The following is a 17,605-nucleotide window of genomic DNA, read 5'->3' on the forward strand; positions in this document are numbered from 1 at the left end:
CATTATTTTATGTTTAAGCACATTAAGAGCGATATTCCATCGAGTATCGTAGTATTTTTCGTAGCACTACCTTTATGTTTAGGTATTGCATTGGCCAGTGGGGCCCCATTGTTTTCAGGATTAATCGCCGGTATTATTGGCGGTATAGTAGTAGGAGGTTTAAGTGGCTCTAAAATTGGGGTCAGTGGACCAGCAGCAGGTTTGGCGGCAATTGTATTAACAGCAATTGGAGCTTTGGGCGGTTACCAGAATTTTTTGGTTGCCGTTGTTTTAGGTGGTATAATCCAAATTATTTTTGGTGTTTTAAAGGCCGGTGTCATTGGATATTATTTTCCTTCTTCCGTTATTAAAGGAATGCTTACCGGTATTGGTATTATCATTATTTTGAAACAAATACCTCATTTTTTTGGTTATGACCCTGATCCGGAAGGAGATTGGGCCTTTTTCCAGGTTGATGGTGAAAACACTTTTTCAGAAATAATTAATACCGTTAACAATATAAGTCCAGGAGCTACACTAATTGCAATTATAGGGTTCTCAATTTTGCTATTATGGGACAAGGTTTTATCCAAAAAAGGCAAAATATTTCAACTGATCCAAGGACCATTGGTGGCCGTGGCCGTAGGTATTTTGTTTTATTTGCTGACCAAGGACAGTGATGTACTGGCAATATCCTCTGACCATTTGGTAAGTGTACCTGTGCCAGAAGATGCCGCATCGTTTTTGGGACAATTTAGCTTTCCTAATTTCAGCGCCATAACTAACCCACAAGTATGGGTTACTGCGTTTACTATAGCTTTGGTAGCCAGTCTTGAAACCTTGCTTTGTGTTGAGGCTACGGATAAATTGGATCCCCACAAAAATGTTACCCCAACCAATAGGGAACTTTTGGCGCAAGGTACAGGTAACATTATATCTGGTTTGATCGGTGGTTTACCAATTACACAGGTAATCGTTAGGAGTTCTGCCAATATACAGTCTGGGGGTAGAACTAAATTATCTGCCATAATACATGGTTTCCTTTTATTGATTTCGGTAATTCTTATTCCAAGATTGTTGAACATGATTCCATTATCGGTCTTGGCAGCAATTCTGTTCATAGTAGGGTACAAATTGGCAAAACCTGCCCTTTTCAAAAAGATGTATAAACTAGGGTGGAAACAATCCGTGCCATTTTTCGTAACTGTACTTGGTATTGTATTTACCGATCTTCTAATAGGTATAAGTTTAGGATTAGCGGTTGGTATTGTAGTTATTCTTTTAAAGAGTTACCAAAACTCGCATTTCTTACATATTGAGGACAATAGTAATGGTAAACACAAGATTAAGATGACCTTGGCAGAAGAAGTGACCTTTTTTAACAAAGGTGCTATTTTGAACGAATTGGATAGTTTACCACGAGATACCTATTTAGAAATAGATATTATGAAAACGAGATATTTAGATCATGATATCGTTGAAATTTTAGAAGATTTCAGCCTAAAGGCCAAAGAAAGAAACATAGATATAAAATTGGTTTCTAAACGTGGGGTGGTAGAAAATCCTCCAAGCTACATAGGATTCTTTGAAGAAAGGCCCAAGTCAAAATTGAGCCTTAGTTAATTAAAATGACCGTTTCTTACGGTCTATAAACTTGTAATTATGAAAACTAAAAAATATAAAATTGTCATTTTTACAGAATTAAAGGATTCCTTGGAAAATACCCTTAAAAGCACATTAAGCTTGGCAAAGGTATTTAAAGGTGAAATTGCCTTGTTTCATGTAAAAAAAGCAACCGATGTTGTAAAAAAAGAAAGTCAGTTATCTGCCATGCGCAATCTAAATGCAGGGTATATGGAAATGGAAAAGCAAATAAATGCCATAGTAAACACCTATTCTAAAAAATTTGGTGTTCCATTATCCTATTCCTGTGCCATAGGTAACGTAAAACATGAAATTGAACATTATATAGATAATGAGAAACCGGATTTTATAGTCATGGGCAAAAGAAAGCCTAAACTATTTAATCTATTAGGTGACCATATCATACCTTTTGTCCTGAAAAAACATCATGGACCGGTATTTTTTACCGATCAAAAAAATGTTCTGGAATTAAATGGAGACCTTTCTTTGGGTATGTTAAGCGAATCTGAGGAAAATTCATTGACAGAATTGGTAACACGGTTGGTAACACATACTCAAAAACCATTGAAATCGTTTAAAATTTCCAAAAACAGTATACCAAAAAGTAGTGAAAAAGAGGAAATTGGCACTAAAAATATTGAATTTGTATTTGATAAAAACGACAATACCTCAAAAACCATTTCCAACTATATAACCTTCAACAAGGTAAATCTACTATGTGTGGATAGAGGTGAATTAAACACGGATAAAAAAGGAAAATCTTTTTCAACGACCACCAATATTACCGATATTTTAGATAACCTTAATATTCCTTTATTATTAACAGGACAAATAACTAAAAATTAAAAACATATGAAAGCACATACTAAGGAAACACAAGCCACAATGACCCCGCAAAAGTCATTGGACTTTCTTAAGGAAGGAAATTTAAGGTTTCAAAATAACCTTAAGGCCAATAGAAATCTTTTAGAACAAGTAAATGATACTAGTGAAGGACAATTTCCTTTTGCTACGATATTGAGCTGTATAGACTCTAGGGTCTCTGCTGAGTTGGTGTTTGACCAAGGCTTGGGAGATATTTTCAGTGTAAGGATTGCAGGTAACTTTGTGAACGAGGATATCTTGGGCAGTATGGAATTTGGCTGTAAACTTGCAGGCACCAAACTTATAGTAGTTTTGGGACACACAAGTTGTGGCGCAATAAAAGGGGCGTGTGATCACGCAAGGTTGGGTAACCTAACTGCATTGATCAACAAGATAGAACCTGCAGTAGATGCCGTTAAAGAACCAAAGGACGAAAGCCTGAGAAATTCTAAGAATCTTGATTTCGTTGATAAAGTTGCCGCTAAAAATGTAGAAATGACCATTGCCAATATAAAAAAGGACAGTCCGGTATTGGCAGAAATGGAAAAAAACGGAGAAGTTTTGATCGTGGGCGCCATGTATGATATTTCTACAGGTGCCGTGGAATTTTTCGAACAATAATAATCCTTGGTTTAATCAATTATGAAAAACCGATGAATACTTCATCGGTTTTTTTAAACCAGTATGTTAAAGAACCAATACACCACTGTTTACTACTGGAATTTTGTAATTTAACTTTCACTAAGAAGCAAGAATCACTTCTAACAAATTTGATGCTATTTCATTAAAATATAATTAAAATATATGAAGAATCTGTTTTCAAATTTTAAGGGAGATTTATTTGGCGGTATTACCGCTGGAATCGTAGCATTGCCATTGGCATTGGCATTTGGTGTAAGTTCCGGAATGGGTCCCAGTGCCGGTCTGTACGGAGCAATTTTCATTAGCTTTTTTGCTGCACTATTTGGAGGTACCAATACCCAAATTTCAGGACCTACCGCTCCAATGACAGCAGTTAGTATGGTCGTCATTGCCGGTATCGTTGCCATTAACGATGGTAGCTTAGAAAAAGCCCTGCCCGCCATATTAATTGTTTTTCTACTTGCCGGACTTATGCAAATAGGTCTCGGACTATTGGGAATTGGTAAATATATACGTTACATACCCTATCCTGTAGTATCCGGCTTTATGACGGCAATTGGTGTCATAATCTTGGTTACCCAAATTTTACCTGCCATAGGGTATTACCCTAAGGAAGATTCCGAATTTGTAGCACAATACAAACCCATTGCCGAAGAAATCATCCTTGACAATATTTTAAAGGAAGAAGCGGGCGAAGGTATTTTGGTTCTTGAAAATTTTAAGGAAACCATAGCACGGGCCGAGCATATTACCGATGAGGACATGCTCAAAGAAGCCCAAACTTTGGCAAAATCCGAAGCTTCTGGAGTTATCGGTGCAATTAAAGTAATGCCAAGGGCCTTGAAAAATATAAATTGGTTAGAATTGATCTTGGCACTTTCTACCATTATCATCATTTATGGATTTAAACGCATTACGACAACTATACCAAGTGCACTAGTGGCTTTGGTGGTAGTTTCTGGGGTGGCCTATGGTTTGGGCCTGGACTATAGGCCCATAGAGCAGATACCCAGTGGTTTCCCGATTCCAAACCTTGGTATATTTACCCAATTTGAACTTTCATCTGTTACACCATACATATTTACGGCATTGACCCTAGCACTTTTAGGTGCCATAGATTCCCTTTTAACTTCTGTAGTTGCGGATAATATGACAAAGACAAAGCACCAACCAAACAAAGAACTTGTGGGTCAAGGTATAGGGAACAGTATTGCCGCAGTTTTTGGTGGTATACCAGGTGCCGGTGCAACCATTAGAACCGTAGTCAATATCAATGCAGGCGGAAAAACCAAATTATCCGGAATGGTAGCCGGAGTTCTACTGTTGATTATTCTACTAGCTTTAGGTCCGGTTGCTTCACAGATTCCTGCGGCCGTACTAGCGGGAATATTGGTAACAGTGGGTATAGGTGTAATGGATTATAAAGGCTTAAAGGCCATACCCAGCCTTCCCAAAGATATGAGTTTGGGTCCTTTTAAATTTAGTTCAGAAGTGGTGATCATGTTAGTGGTATTGGTACTTTCATCAGTATGGAACTTGGTTTATGCAGTAGGTATCGGTTTAGTGATCGCATCTTTAATGTTCATGAAAAAAATGGGAGATTTGACCGCGGAACGGTCAGATGTCAAAACGTTGGAAAAGGAAGTGAATTGGCCGGACGAAGCAGGGTTTCCCAAAAATTTACAGGAAGAGGTTTTTATTAAACATTTAAAAGGACCTCTATTCTTTGGATCTACCAGTGATTTCCAGCAAATGGCAGATCAAATTCCACGAACGGCATCTACAGTAATCATTAGGATGGGAAGAATGCAATATATGGATCAATCCGGGCTTTATACTTTGGAAGATGTACTTATCAGCCTTAAAAAATCTGGGATTACCATATTATTCGTTGATGTCCTAAAACAACCAAGGTATATGATGGAACGTGTTGGCGTCATTCCAGATTTAATTCCAGAGGAACATATATTTGATAATTTTAAGGAATGTCTGGTTTGGGTCAAAGAGAACGTTAAGGACAAAATACCGTCAATGTAACCATCAAAAGGCAGAAAAACATATTCTACCTTTTTTAAAAGTTTTAAATTTGCGTCTTTAATCAACATGTATGATTGATAAGATAAAGGAAAAGATTGCTGAAGTTAACTCGTTTACAGCCGATAATTTAGAAGCTGTAGAAACGTTTAGAATTAAATATTTAGGTAAAAAAGGAATATTAAATGACTTCTTTGCTGAGTTCAAAAATGTGCCGAACGAACAAAAAAAAGAATTTGGCCAAACGATAAACGAATTAAAGCAAGCTGCTACAGAAAAAGTTGAATCTTTAAAAGAGGTTTTAGAAAGTGTAACTACTAACGAGCAAGTGTATGGGGATTTAACCAGACCGGGCAACCCAATTGAACTTGGTGCGCGACATCCTATTTCTATCGTAAAAAATAAAATCATAGATGTTTTTTCCAGAATAGGTTTCAATGTATCAGAAGGACCGGAAATAGAGGACGACTGGCATAATTTTACCGCATTAAACCTACCAGAATACCATCCGGCAAGAGATATGCAGGATACTTTTTTTGTTCAAACAGATCCAGATATATTGTTGCGTACCCATACTTCATCGGTACAAGTACGCTACATGGAAAACAACCAACCTCCCATAAGAACCATATCACCTGGTAGAGTTTATAGGAACGAGGCTATTTCCGCTAGATCTCACTGTTTCTTTCATCAAGTAGAAGGGCTTTATATTGACAAGGATGTTTCTTTTGCAGATTTAAAACAAACACTACAATATTTTACGACAGAACTTTTTGGGAAATCCAAAATTAGACTTAGACCTTCTTATTTTCCTTTTACCGAACCAAGTGCAGAAGTAGATGTTTATTGGGGACTGGAAACTGAAACGGATTATAAAATGACCAAGGGTACCGGTTGGTTAGAGATTATGGGCTGTGGTATGGTAGACCCCAACGTGCTTAAGAACTGTGGCATAGACCCAGATATATATTCCGGATTTGCCTTTGGGATGGGTATTGACCGTATTGCACTTTTACTGCATCAAATTTCAGATATCCGATTATTGAGCGAGAACGACCTTCGTTTTCTAGAGCAGTTTAAAAGTACCCTATAAAATTCCTTGGTGAAAAAAGATATTGAAATACCTATTTCCAAAGATGTATATATAGCCATTGTCCATGAATGGAACGATGAATTTTTGGATAAGGATTGGAATGCCTACATTATTAATGACCGCCCCAATGCCATAGAAATGACCATGGTCGTTTCTAAAGGATATGATGGGGATCGTAAAACTTCTATCATGAGACATGCCGTAGATGTGGTCCATGCCAAATCCTATAAAAAAATAGAAGTAGTGCAGGAAGATGTACTAGGCCTGCACAACGAGTTTTATGTAACCTATTTTGCTGACCAAAAATTATTTGAAAGAAAGTTCATTTTTGAGAAGAATACCGTAAACATTCAAAATTTGGTAACCATACCCCTTATTGAAAAAGAGGGAGTTCTTGCAAAATAGTACTTTTCCAAAGCAACCATTTTTTGTTTACACGTCTTAGAGAAAAAGAATATGAGCTTTAAATTATTCGTTTCCCTATTTCTTTTAGCTTTCCTATATAACTGTAAAATTGATGACGGATTAGATTGTACCGTAATTGATTGTGCTACCGAACAATTATTTTCCATTGAATTTCTGGATGAAGAAGGAACTAATTTAATTACCAACGAAACCTATAAACTAGATACCATTGAAATTACAACTGATGGAACCAGTTTAGAGTTAATTCCGCTGGATTCTACCAAACTAGTGACTTTCATAATCGTTGGTGCTATTGGTGAAACCAGCTATTCCATAAAGCTAAACCCAAACGAAACCGATACCTTGGTCTTGACAACGGTTGAACCTACAACAAACATAAATCAATGTTGTACCGCCCTACCTATTATAGAGAAAGTTAGTTATAATCAAAAACAGAAAAACATAATACAAATGGACAATGGTTTTGAAAAGATAAGTGTTATTAAATAACCTTTAGTGCCATTTCTTAAAAGGGTTTTTACTCAATTGGGAATTATAATATTTAATTATGCCCGTAACCTCTTCACCCAACCAACTGGGTTTTTTAAATGATTCGTTTTCCGATTCCAGTTCTACCTCTGCAATGGTTAAACCCTCATTATCCCCAAAAAACTCATCCACTTCATATATATGCTTACCTAAAGGAACGTCATATCGGCATTTTTCAAGTACTCCTTTTTCACACAATTTCAATAACTCTTCAGCATCTACTACAGAAATTTCCTTTTCCCATTCAAATCTGGATGTGCCCGAAGCATTGGATTTCCCCTTTACGGTAATAAAGCCTAAATCTCCCTTTATTCTAATTCTAACCGTTCTGTTGGGGTCTGTATTTAAAAAGCCTTGTACTATTCTAGTTTTAGACCTTGCTTCAGATTTATAATCTTCTGATCTGACCAAAAACTTACGTTCTATTTCTATCATTTGAATGGGTAAAACTTCTATCCATAAACTAAGATAAGTCTTAAATTTGCTTATGCCCAATGAAATGCCTCTTCGAAAAATTATCCATGTGGATATGGATGCATTTTATGCGTCCGTAGAAGAGTTGGACAACCCAGAATTAAAGGGCAAACCCTTGGCCGTTGGTGGCAGTGAGAAAAGAGGCGTGGTATCGGCAGCTAATTATGAAGCCCGTAAGTATGGTGTGCGTAGTGCCATGAGCGGATTTCAAGCTAGAAAAAACTGCCCTCACCTTACTTTTGTAAAACCACGGTTTGATCGTTATAAGGAAATCTCAAAACAAATACGGGCCATTTTCTTTGAATACACAGATTTGGTAGAACCATTGTCGCTTGATGAAGCATACCTAGATGTAACCGTAAATAAAAAAGGAAACCCTTCTGCCACTATGCTTGCCACAGAAATTCGGCAACGTATTCTAGAAAAAACAGGCTTAAATGCATCCGCAGGAATCTCGATCAATAAATTTATAGCCAAAGTAGCAAGTGATATCAATAAACCTAACGGACAAAAAACGGTTAATCCAGAAGAGGTAATTCCGTTTTTAGAAAATTTAGATATACGTAAGTTTTATGGCGTTGGTAAGGTTACTGCAGAAAAAATGTATAAGCTGGGCATTTTTACTGGCAAGGACTTAAAATCGAAATCCATTGAATTTCTTGCCGAAAATTTTGGCAAAAGCGGACCATACTATTATCATGTAGTTCGTGGTATTCATAATAGTGAAGTTAAACCGCACCGCATACCAAAATCTGTTGGAGCGGAACGTACATTCAACGAAAACCTCAGCAGTGAAATTTTTATGCTGGAAAGGTTAGAGCATATTGCGCAAGAATTGGAGCGAAGATTAAAAAAATCTACCATTGCCGGAAAAACCATAACACTCAAAATAAAATACAGTGATTTTACCCTGAATACCAGAAGCAAGACCATACCTTATTTTATTTCTGATAAAGCCTTGATCCTGGAGACTGCCAAAGAGTTACTTTATCAAGAAGAGCTTCAGAATTCGGTTAGACTGTTGGGTATTTCTTTATCTAACTTAAATACAGATGATAAAAAGGTGAAAAAAACTGACGATAAATCAATTTTAGTGCAATTAAAGTTTGATTTTTAATTATTTACACCCGTTTTTAGCCTTTTGATCAATAATTGTAAATGTTAACAAAAATTAACGGCTATTAGTTGTGCAGCAATTATGGCTAGAATAATTTTGGCTCCTCAAATGAAAAAGAGTTTATTAAAATTCCTTCTTTCCATCTGTATACTACTAACCGGTATATACAGCCCTCTATACGGTAACTACAATATAGAGCATACCTCTTTTCATAACATTCAGCAATTTCAACATGCGATAGCCAATACCCAAGAAACGGTTGCTTTACACAAAACTGTACTTAAAAACTCATTTGGCGACCTAGATAAGGCAATGGCTATTGAGGCTATAGAAATTGAAGAAGAAGAGAGCAAACAATCTCACTATCAAAAAGATGTAGAGCACCAACAAGCTTCTGCGTCATTTTATTTATTAGCTGTTTTATTCTTATTCAGCTATTTTACAAATAGCAGCACACAAAAAAAGCTATTTACTTTTCTACCCAAAGCAAATAGGCGCTTTGTCCTATATCAGGTATTTCGTATTTAAAATTTCTCCAGGTCAAATCTCTATTTGACCCAAAACACGTCTACATTTTTTTAGCAGCAGCCAATTTTAAGATGTAATCATCTTCTGCTTTAAAAATTGTGCGTGTCTCCACATATTCACATTTCATTTTCCAATCAATTAAATATTATACTTATGACCAAGAGCGTACTCCTGATCGCTACCGCATGCACTTTGTTCATTGTGGCAAGCTGTAATTCTAAAAAAGAAAAAAAAGAAGAGCACACCAAATTCTTAATAACCAGTCCAATTAAAAAAGACACTTCTATTACCAAAGATTATGTATGTCAAATACATTCATTTAAACACATTGAACTTAGGGCCCTTGAAAAAGGATATTTGAACGAAATTCATGTAGACGAAGGACAGTTATTGAAAAAAGGGCAAAAAATGTTCAATATAATGCCCAACATTTATGAAGCAGATTTACAAAAAGCAAAGGCAGAGGCTAAAATTGCCGAAATAGAACTACAAAATACCCAACTTTTAGCTGATGGAAATGTGGTTTCTGAAAACGAATTATCCATGGCAAAAGCTAATTTTGATAAGGCCAACGCAGAAGTTTCGCTCGCACAGACCCATTTAGGCTTTACCAATATTCGCGCTCCTTTTGATGGTATCATGGACCATTTACATGTTAGGGAAGGTAGCCTTTTAGACGAGGGCGAACTACTTACCACCTTATCCGATAATTCTAAAATGTGGGTCTATTTCAATGTACCCGAAGCAGAGTATCTAGACTATATCATGAGTACGGACAAAGACTCTAAAAAAGAGGTTCAACTGTTAATGGCCAACAATAAAAGGTTCAACCAAAAGGGAATTGTTGAAACCATTGAAGGAGAATTCAATAATGAAACCGGTAACATTGCCTTTAGGGCCACTTTCCCTAACCCAGATCAGATTTTAAGACACGGTGAAACCGGTAGCGTACTCATGACCATTCCTTTCAATGACGCTTTGATTATACCACAAAAAGCAACTTTTGAGGTATTGGACAAACGCTATGTTTTTGTTCTTGATAATGATAATGTTGTTCACCAAACCGAAATTTCGGTTGCCGCTGAACTACCTCACCTTTTTGTAGTCAGCAAAGGTCTTCAACCTAAAGACAGAATTTTGGTAGACGGTATCAGAATGGTTAAAAACAATGAAAAGATTGAAACCCTATTTGCCGAACCTACCGAGGTAATGTCAAAATTGGCCGTTTACGCCGAATAACCAAAAATCAAAGAACATGTTCAGTAAGTTTATAAAAAGACCGGTATTGGCTATCGTCATATCGGTAATCATAGTATTCGTAGGGTTGCTCTCCATAAAGCAATTACCTATTTCACAGTTCCCGGATATTGCGCCCACAACGGTCAATATCTTTATAGCCTACCCGGGCTCTAGTGCAGACGTACTGGTAAAATCAACGCTTATTCCATTAGAAACCGCAATTAATGGTGTACAAGATATGCGCTATATTGCTTCTGATGCTACAAGTGCCGGTGAAGGTACCATCCGTATCATCTTTGAGCCTGGCACAGACCCTGACCAAGCAGTTGTGAGGGTCAAAACAAGAGTGGATCAAGTAATGCCGTTATTACCGGAACTGGTACAACGTGAAGGTGTTATCATTACTCCTGTACAGCCAAGTATGCTTATGTACGTAAACCTGTATAGTGACAATGCAGATGATCACGAGCTGTTTCTATACAACTACGCATACACCAAAATGATTCCTGAAATTCAACGAATAGATGGTATTGCAAGTGCACAGATCTTAGGTAGCCGTAAGTTTGCCATGCGCGTATGGTTAAAGCCTGATCGTATGCGGGCCTATAATATTTCTGCCGAAGAAATTCTTGAGGCTATGGAAGAGCAAAGTATTTTGGCACGTCCCGGTAGAATTGGGCAAAGTTCCGGCAAAACCTCACAGTCCTTAGAATATGTTCTCATGTACCAAGATAGGTATGATGAACCTCAACAATACAAGGACATTATTCTTAAGGCAAATGCAGAAGGCGAAATTTTAACGCTTGGTGATGTAGCAGACGTGGAGCTTGGTAGCGAATTTTTTGATATCTACTCCAATCTAGATGGAAAACCATCAGCATCTATAGTATTGAAACAAACTTTTGGTAGTAATGCCAGTGATGTTATCGATGAAGTTAAATCCAAGTTGAACGAGCTTAAAAAAGACCTACCCACGGGTCTGGATTACAAAATTAGTTATGACGTTTCCAACTTTTTAAATGCATCCATAGAACAGGTAATACACACACTACGAGATGCCTTTATTCTGGTTGCCATAGTTGTATTTCTCTTTTTGGGCGATTGGCGCTCTACCTTAATTCCCATTATTGCCGTACCCGTTTCCTTGATCGGGGCATTTTTTATTATGCAGTTATTTGGACTCTCCATTAACCTAATTACCCTTTTTGCATTGGTACTGGCCATTGGTATTGTGGTTGATGATGCTATAGTAGTGGTTGAAGCCGTACATGCCAAAATGGAAGAAACCCATGTGGGTCCTTATGAAGCCGTAAAATTAGTAGTCAACGAAATAGGGGGTGCCATAATTGCCATTACTTTGGTAATGGTTTCGGTGTTCATTCCTATTGCTTTTATGACGGGACCTGTTGGGGTTTTCTACCGTCAGTTTTCTATAACCATGGCCGGCTCAATAATTTTATCGGCTATTGTAGCCCTAACCTTAACACCTGTGCTCTGTGCCATGATTCTTAAAAACAACCATGGTAAACAACGTAAAAAAACAATTGTAGATAAATTCATTGATTGGTTTAATAGAGGTTTTGAAAAACTTACGGGTAGGTATGGTAACATCCTAAATAAAATTGTTGCAAGAAGAGTATTGACCTTTGGTATTCTGGGTGCTTTTTGTGTCGCCATATTTTTCACCAACAAAAGTTTACCTGCTGGTTTTATACCAAACGAGGATCAAGGTATGATCTATGCCATTATACAAACACCACCAGGTTCTACCTTGGAACGTACCAATGATGTAGCCCATAAATTACAGCAAATCTGTGAAGAGACTGAAGGTGTGGAGTCCGCCTCTTCATTGGCTGGTTATGAAATCATGACCGAAGGGCGTGGATCAAATGCCGGTACGGTGTTGATCAACCTTAAACCCTGGAGCCAGCGTCATCATTCCGTTCATGAAATCATGGAAGAGCTAGAGGAAGAAACCAAAGATCTAGGTGCGGTAATTGAATACTTTGAACCACCTGCGGTACCCGGTTTTGGATCTTCTGGCGGATTCTCCATGCGTCTTTTAGATAAAACGGACGGAACCGATTATCACGAATTTGAAAAAATCAACAATGATTTTATGGAAGCGTTGTCTAAACGAGATGAGCTTACCGGACTGTTTACTTTTTACTCTGCAAATTACCCCCAATATGAATTAAAAATCAACAATAAGATTGCCATGCAAAAAGGGGTTTCCATTGATAAAGCCATGGAAAACCTGAATATATTAATTGGTAGTACCTATGAACAAGGTTTTATTCGCTTTGGTAGATTTTTCAAAGTGTACACCCAAGCAGCTCCTGAATACAGGGCATTGCCTTCTGACCTAGAAAAACTATTCGTAAAAAATGAAGAGGGAGAAATGGTTCCATATTCCGCCTTTATGTCCATGGAAAAGAGACTGGGACCTAATGAAATCACCAGATATAATTTATACAATTCTGCTTCGATAAGAGGGCTTCCGGCTAGCGGTTATACCAGTGGCGATGCCATACAAGCTATTAACGAAGTTGCAGAGCAAACCTTACCTAGAGGCTTTGATGTGGCTTGGGAAGGTCTTTCATATGATGAGGCGCAAAGAGGAAATGAATCGCTCTACATTTTTATGGTGGTATTGATCTTCGTATACTTTGTTTTGGCGGCCCAGTATGAAAGTTTCCTACTTCCGTTCGCCATCATTCTATCACTACCGGTAGGTGTTCTTGGGTCTTTCTTTATGCTAAAGGCAATGGGACTAGCAAATGATGTTTATGCACAAATCGGACTCATTATGCTTGTTGGCCTACTGGGTAAAAATGCCGTGCTTATCGTTGAATTCGCAGTTCAAAAAAGAAGACAGGGGAGCACTATTCTAGAAGCCGCCATTGAAGGTGCAAAGGTGCGTTTTAGACCTATTCTAATGACTTCCTTTGCTTTTATAGCTGGACTAATTCCTTTGGTTATTGCACATGGCGCAGGGGCAATAGGCAATAGAACCATTGGTGGGTCGGCAATGGGCGGTATGCTTATGGGTACATTAATAGGTGTACTTATTATCCCTGGCCTGTATTACATTTTCGCAAAAATGGCAGATGGTCGTGGACTTATTAAAGGGGAGTCGGACGAACCCGTATCAGAAGAGTTTATGAGACTAAGCGAAGGTGAAAGTAAAACACGCCAAAAGCTACGCGAATTAAAGCAAATGATTAAAAAACTAACCAAAAAAGAAGATAATGATTAAGATAAACAACACCATGAAGCATGGAAAGATCCTATTGCTATTTTTAATACTAATGGGTCTCTTCTATTCTTGTGTGCCCACAAAGCAATTAAAATCGGCAAATACGGACTTACCTGCAAATTTTAATGGTTTGCCCGTAGATACTTTAAATAGTGCACAATTAAAATGGAGCCATTTCTTTGAAGATGAGCATCTTGTTGCATTGATAGATACCGCCTTGGCAAATAACCAAGAGTTGCGCATTATGATGCAGCAAATTGATGTTGCCCAGAACGAAGTGAAAGCAAGAAAAGGAGAATATTTGCCTTTTATAAATTATGGTGCCGGAGCTGAAGTAGAAAAAGTTGGCGAATATACCCGTAACGGTGCTGTTGAAAAAAACTTGGATATCAGGGAAGGCGAAGAATTTCCTGAGCCTTTAACAGATTACTCCGCCGGTCTATTTGCTACCTGGGAATTGGATGTTTGGAAAAAACTACGCAATTCCAAAAAGGCCGCCACCTTAGAATACCTATCTACTATTGAAGGCAAAAACTTTATGGTTACCAGGTTAATTGCGGAAATAGCCCAATCATATTACGAATTGATCGCATTGGATAATCAATTGGCAATCATTGAGCAAAATCTAGAATTACAAGGTAATGCCCTAACTATGGTCCGGCTACAAAAGCAAGCAGCTAGAGCTACCGAATTAGCGGTAAAAAGATTTGAGGCCGAGGTAGCCAAGAATAAAAGTCACAAATTTGAAGTTCAACAAGAAATTGTTGAAATGGAAAATAAGCTGAATTTTTTGGTAGGTAGACAACCACAGCATATTGCCCGTAATTCCGATGATTTTACAGCAACAGTAATAAATACTATTGATGCCGGTATACCATCACAGTTGCTTTTAAATAGGCCGGATATTAGGCAAGCGGAATTTGAACTGGAAGCGGCAAAATTGAATATAAAGGTTGCTAGGGCAAATTTTTATCCTTCAATAACATTAAAGGCTGGCGTTGGGCTACAGGCATTTAAACCAAAATACCTGACACATACCCCAGAATCTTTGATTTATAGCGCCGTTGGAGATATTGTAGGGCCATTGATCAATAGAAATGCCATTAAAGCAGATTACAATACCGCAAATTCCAAACAAATACAGGCAGTCTATGAATATGAAAAAGCTGTTTTAGGCGGATATATTGAAGTTGTAAGTATGCTTTCAAAAATTGAAAATCTTAAGCAGCGTTATATGTTGAAAGAGGACCAAGTAGAATCCTTAACCGCTTCAATCGATTTGTCTACACGGCTGTTTCAATCTGCTAGAATTGAATATACGGAAGTATTGTTTACTCAACGTGAGGCATTGGAATCTAGAATGGAACTTGTTGAGACCAAGAAAGAACAACTTATGGCAAGGGTTCAAATGTACCAAGCTTTGGGAGGTGGTTGGTTTTAGTCCATACATTAAAAGAACATTACAACTCCTTTTTTTAAAGGAGTTGTTTCGTTATTTATATACTAAAAAGAAAAAACTTTGGTGATAAGTATATTTAAGACCGGCAAACACACCTATTTTTCAGCACTTTACACAATTTTATGTTGATACTTTTAACAGTTAAGCAACTAAAATACACTCCAATTGTTAAACACTTTTGTTAATCCACTGGCAAAATTTTTAATCGCCCTTCGGTTTTTATAGTTTTAACAAAAATTGCTATGAAAAGAAATTTAATGTATCACCATAAATATCATTTATGAACGAGTTGAAAGATTATGATGATGCCATTGTCAAATTCAGAAAAAGTTTAAAACAATCTATTTTGCCGGTAATCTCTTGGGATTTTTATGGCAAAAACTATGAAGCCATTAATAATGCTGAAGATGACATGAATTCCCTATTGTCCTTAAGTTCAATAAATTCCTGGTCTATTGACACCAAGATACTTGACAAAAAGCTAAAAACGGACAAGAATATAATTGTTATTACCGATACTAATTTAAATATCGTTTTTGCCACTAGGAATATGTGGGATATGAGCCAATATCATCCTGATGAAATCATTGGAAAATCTCCTAAAATGTTTCAAGGTAAACTGACCACTACGGCACCTCTTAAGATAATATCAAAGGCTGTTAAGGAACAACAACCATTTGAGGTTACCGTGGTCAATTACAGAAAAGACGGTTCTATCTATAATTGTTGTATTAAGGGTGCTCCTATATTCAACACCAAAGGAAAGGTCGTTAATTTTATTGCTTTTGAAAAAGAAGTAGCTTAACAAGGGGTAAGCTACATAAAAAAGGGACCGTTCTTCAACGGTCCCTTTTTTTATACAATATTCTAAATACTAAATATCTTCAGATTCTATTTCCGTAACCCTTAAGGTATTTACCATGCCCTTATCCTTTATTGGCATTGCAGCTAAACTAACCAACATATCTCCCACTTCCAAAAATCCTTTATTGAATGCAATTCTGTTTACGTCATCAATAGTATCATCCGTAGAAACAAAGCGATCATAATAAAACGCTTTAACCCCCCAAAGTAAGTTTAATTGGGAAAGTATTCTTTTATTTGATGTAAACACCAAAATGTGCGCACTTGGCCTCCATGCCGAAATTTGAAATGCGGTATACCCACTATTGGTCAAGGTAGAAATAGCCTTTGCCTTAATTTCATTGGCCATTAAGGCCGCATGGTAACAAATGGATTTTGTAATAAATCTTTTGGTGCGAATGTGCGGTGGGTCATGCGGTACATGTATAAGTTCCGATCCCTCTACACTCTGTAAAATACTTGACATTTTCTCAATTACCTGTACCGGATAATTACCTACGGAAGTTTCCCCGGATAACATAACGGCATCTGCACCATCCATAACGGAATTGGCAACATCATTGACCTCTGCCCTAGTAGGTGTTAGACTGGTAATCATGGTTTCCATCATTTGCGTGGCAATGATCACCGGTATTCTAGCTTTTTTGGCACGTAATACCAACTGCTTTTGAATTAGCGGCACTTCATGTGCAGGTACCTCAACACCTAAATCTCCACGGGCCACCATTAAGCCGTCACAATAGGCAACAATCTTGTCTATATTTTCTACGGCTTCTGGCTTTTCTATTTTGGCAATAATAGGAATTTTATGATCGGAATGTTTGTTAATGATATTCTGAAGATCAATTAAATCCTGACTAAAACGTACAAATGATAAAGCCAACCAATCTACTTCAAGACCAATAGCAAATTCTGCATCCTTAATATCCTTTTTGGTAAGTGCCGGTAAGGAAATATTGGTGTTAGGTAGATTTACACCTTTTTTGGATTTTAGGGGTCCACCTTGGATAACTTTGGCCAAAACTTCGTCTTCACCGTTGGTATTTACCACTTCAAACATTAATTTACCATCATCCAAAAGAATACGCTCCCCAGCCTTAACATCCCTAGGAAATTCCTTATAGTTCATGTAAACACGTTTGGCAGTACCTTCAAAAGGTGTTCCCGTAACAAAGGTAATTTCATCACCTGGGCTTACCACTACATCACCGGCCATTACTCCTACACGCAATTTTGGACCTTGTAAATCGGCCAAAATCGATGTATTTGTATCCAATTCCGCATTCAGTTCACGAATCATTTTTACACGTTCCTTTACATCTTCATAATCCGCATGGGAAAAATTTATTCTAAAGACATCTACTCCTGCATTGATCATGCTCCTGAGTACCTCTTTCTTGCTAGTTGCAGGCCCTAATGTGGCTACAATTTTCGTCTTTTTTACAGTTGGCATTT

Annotated in this window: 15 protein-coding genes; 13 read left to right on the plus strand and 2 right to left on the minus strand. The window is 37.4% G+C overall.

What is annotated here, in order from left to right; all coding sequences use genetic code 11:
* Window positions 1-9: 9 nt before the first annotated feature.
* From CHB68_RS11490 to CHB68_RS11520, 7 genes are all read left to right on the plus strand, one after another.
* Window positions 10-1,602 (plus strand): SulP family inorganic anion transporter, encoded by a 1,593-nt coding sequence (locus CHB68_RS11490; protein ID WP_089261020.1) that lies wholly within the window; start codon window positions 10-12, stop codon window positions 1,600-1,602.
* A gap of 39 nt (window positions 1,603-1,641) precedes the next feature.
* A complete protein-coding gene (locus tag CHB68_RS11495; RefSeq protein WP_089261021.1) occupies window positions 1,642-2,469 on the plus strand; it encodes a universal stress protein in 828 nt (275 codons plus the stop codon).
* A gap of 6 nt (window positions 2,470-2,475) precedes the next feature.
* Window positions 2,476-3,108 carry a carbonic anhydrase family protein gene (locus tag CHB68_RS11500; protein WP_089261022.1) on the plus strand — a complete coding sequence of 211 codons (633 nt, stop codon included), beginning with the start codon at window positions 2,476-2,478 and terminating at the stop codon, window positions 3,106-3,108.
* Window positions 3,109-3,291: 183 nt separating this feature from the next.
* Window positions 3,292-5,166 carry a SulP family inorganic anion transporter gene (locus CHB68_RS11505; RefSeq protein WP_089261023.1) on the plus strand — a complete coding sequence of 625 codons (1,875 nt, stop codon included), beginning with the start codon at window positions 3,292-3,294 and terminating at the stop codon, window positions 5,164-5,166.
* Window positions 5,167-5,236: 70 nt separating this feature from the next.
* Window positions 5,237-6,256 (plus strand): phenylalanine--tRNA ligase subunit alpha, encoded by a 1,020-nt coding sequence (gene pheS / locus CHB68_RS11510; protein WP_089261024.1) that lies wholly within the window; start codon window positions 5,237-5,239, stop codon window positions 6,254-6,256.
* Window positions 6,257-6,265: 9 nt separating this feature from the next.
* Window positions 6,266-6,661 carry a hypothetical protein gene (locus tag CHB68_RS11515; protein WP_089261025.1) on the plus strand — a complete coding sequence of 132 codons (396 nt, stop codon included), beginning with the start codon at window positions 6,266-6,268 and terminating at the stop codon, window positions 6,659-6,661.
* 51 nt (window positions 6,662-6,712) lie between these two features.
* The gene (locus CHB68_RS11520; protein WP_089261026.1) at window positions 6,713-7,171 is read left to right on the plus strand and encodes a hypothetical protein; all 459 of its coding nucleotides are present in this window, start codon (window positions 6,713-6,715) and stop codon (window positions 7,169-7,171) included.
* Window positions 7,172-7,174: 3 nt separating this feature from the next.
* Here CHB68_RS11520 and CHB68_RS11525 read toward each other — a convergent pair whose 3' ends face one another.
* Window positions 7,175-7,645, minus strand: a complete 471-nt coding sequence (locus CHB68_RS11525; protein WP_089261027.1) for a CYTH domain-containing protein — start codon at window positions 7,643-7,645, stop codon at window positions 7,175-7,177.
* A gap of 52 nt (window positions 7,646-7,697) precedes the next feature.
* Between CHB68_RS11525 and dinB the strand changes: the two genes are divergently transcribed.
* From dinB to CHB68_RS11555, 6 genes are all read left to right on the plus strand, one after another.
* Entirely contained in the window at window positions 7,698-8,801 is a 1,104-nt protein-coding gene (gene dinB, locus CHB68_RS11530) for a DNA polymerase IV (RefSeq protein ID WP_089261028.1), read from the plus strand.
* Window positions 8,802-8,882: 81 nt separating this feature from the next.
* Window positions 8,883-9,329, plus strand: coding sequence for a hypothetical protein (locus tag CHB68_RS11535; protein ID WP_089261029.1), 447 nt, complete (start codon window positions 8,883-8,885; stop codon window positions 9,327-9,329).
* A gap of 153 nt (window positions 9,330-9,482) precedes the next feature.
* On the plus strand, window positions 9,483-10,568 hold the full coding sequence (locus CHB68_RS11540; RefSeq protein ID WP_089261030.1) for an efflux RND transporter periplasmic adaptor subunit: 1,086 nt from the start codon (window positions 9,483-9,485) through the stop codon (window positions 10,566-10,568).
* 16 nt (window positions 10,569-10,584) lie between these two features.
* The gene (locus tag CHB68_RS11545; RefSeq protein ID WP_058104746.1) at window positions 10,585-13,827 is read left to right on the plus strand and encodes an efflux RND transporter permease subunit; all 3,243 of its coding nucleotides are present in this window, start codon (window positions 10,585-10,587) and stop codon (window positions 13,825-13,827) included.
* Window positions 13,820-15,268 carry a TolC family protein gene (locus CHB68_RS11550; RefSeq protein WP_089261031.1) on the plus strand — a complete coding sequence of 483 codons (1,449 nt, stop codon included), beginning with the start codon at window positions 13,820-13,822 and terminating at the stop codon, window positions 15,266-15,268. Before CHB68_RS11545 ends, CHB68_RS11550 begins: the two co-directional genes overlap by 8 nt.
* A 298-nt stretch (window positions 15,269-15,566) precedes the next feature.
* Complete coding sequence (locus tag CHB68_RS11555) at window positions 15,567-16,091, plus strand: PAS domain-containing protein (RefSeq protein WP_089261032.1); 525 nt, start codon at window positions 15,567-15,569, stop codon at window positions 16,089-16,091.
* A 69-nt stretch (window positions 16,092-16,160) separates the two neighbouring features.
* Here the strand turns inward: CHB68_RS11555 and pyk are convergent, their stop codons facing one another.
* Window positions 16,161-17,603, minus strand: a complete 1,443-nt coding sequence (gene pyk, locus CHB68_RS11560) for a pyruvate kinase (RefSeq protein WP_089261033.1) — start codon at window positions 17,601-17,603, stop codon at window positions 16,161-16,163.
* Between the last annotated feature and the right edge of the window lie 2 nt (window positions 17,604-17,605).

The organism is Maribacter sedimenticola (assembly GCF_900188415.1).
GTDB lineage: Bacteria > Bacteroidota > Bacteroidia > Flavobacteriales > Flavobacteriaceae > Maribacter > Maribacter sedimenticola.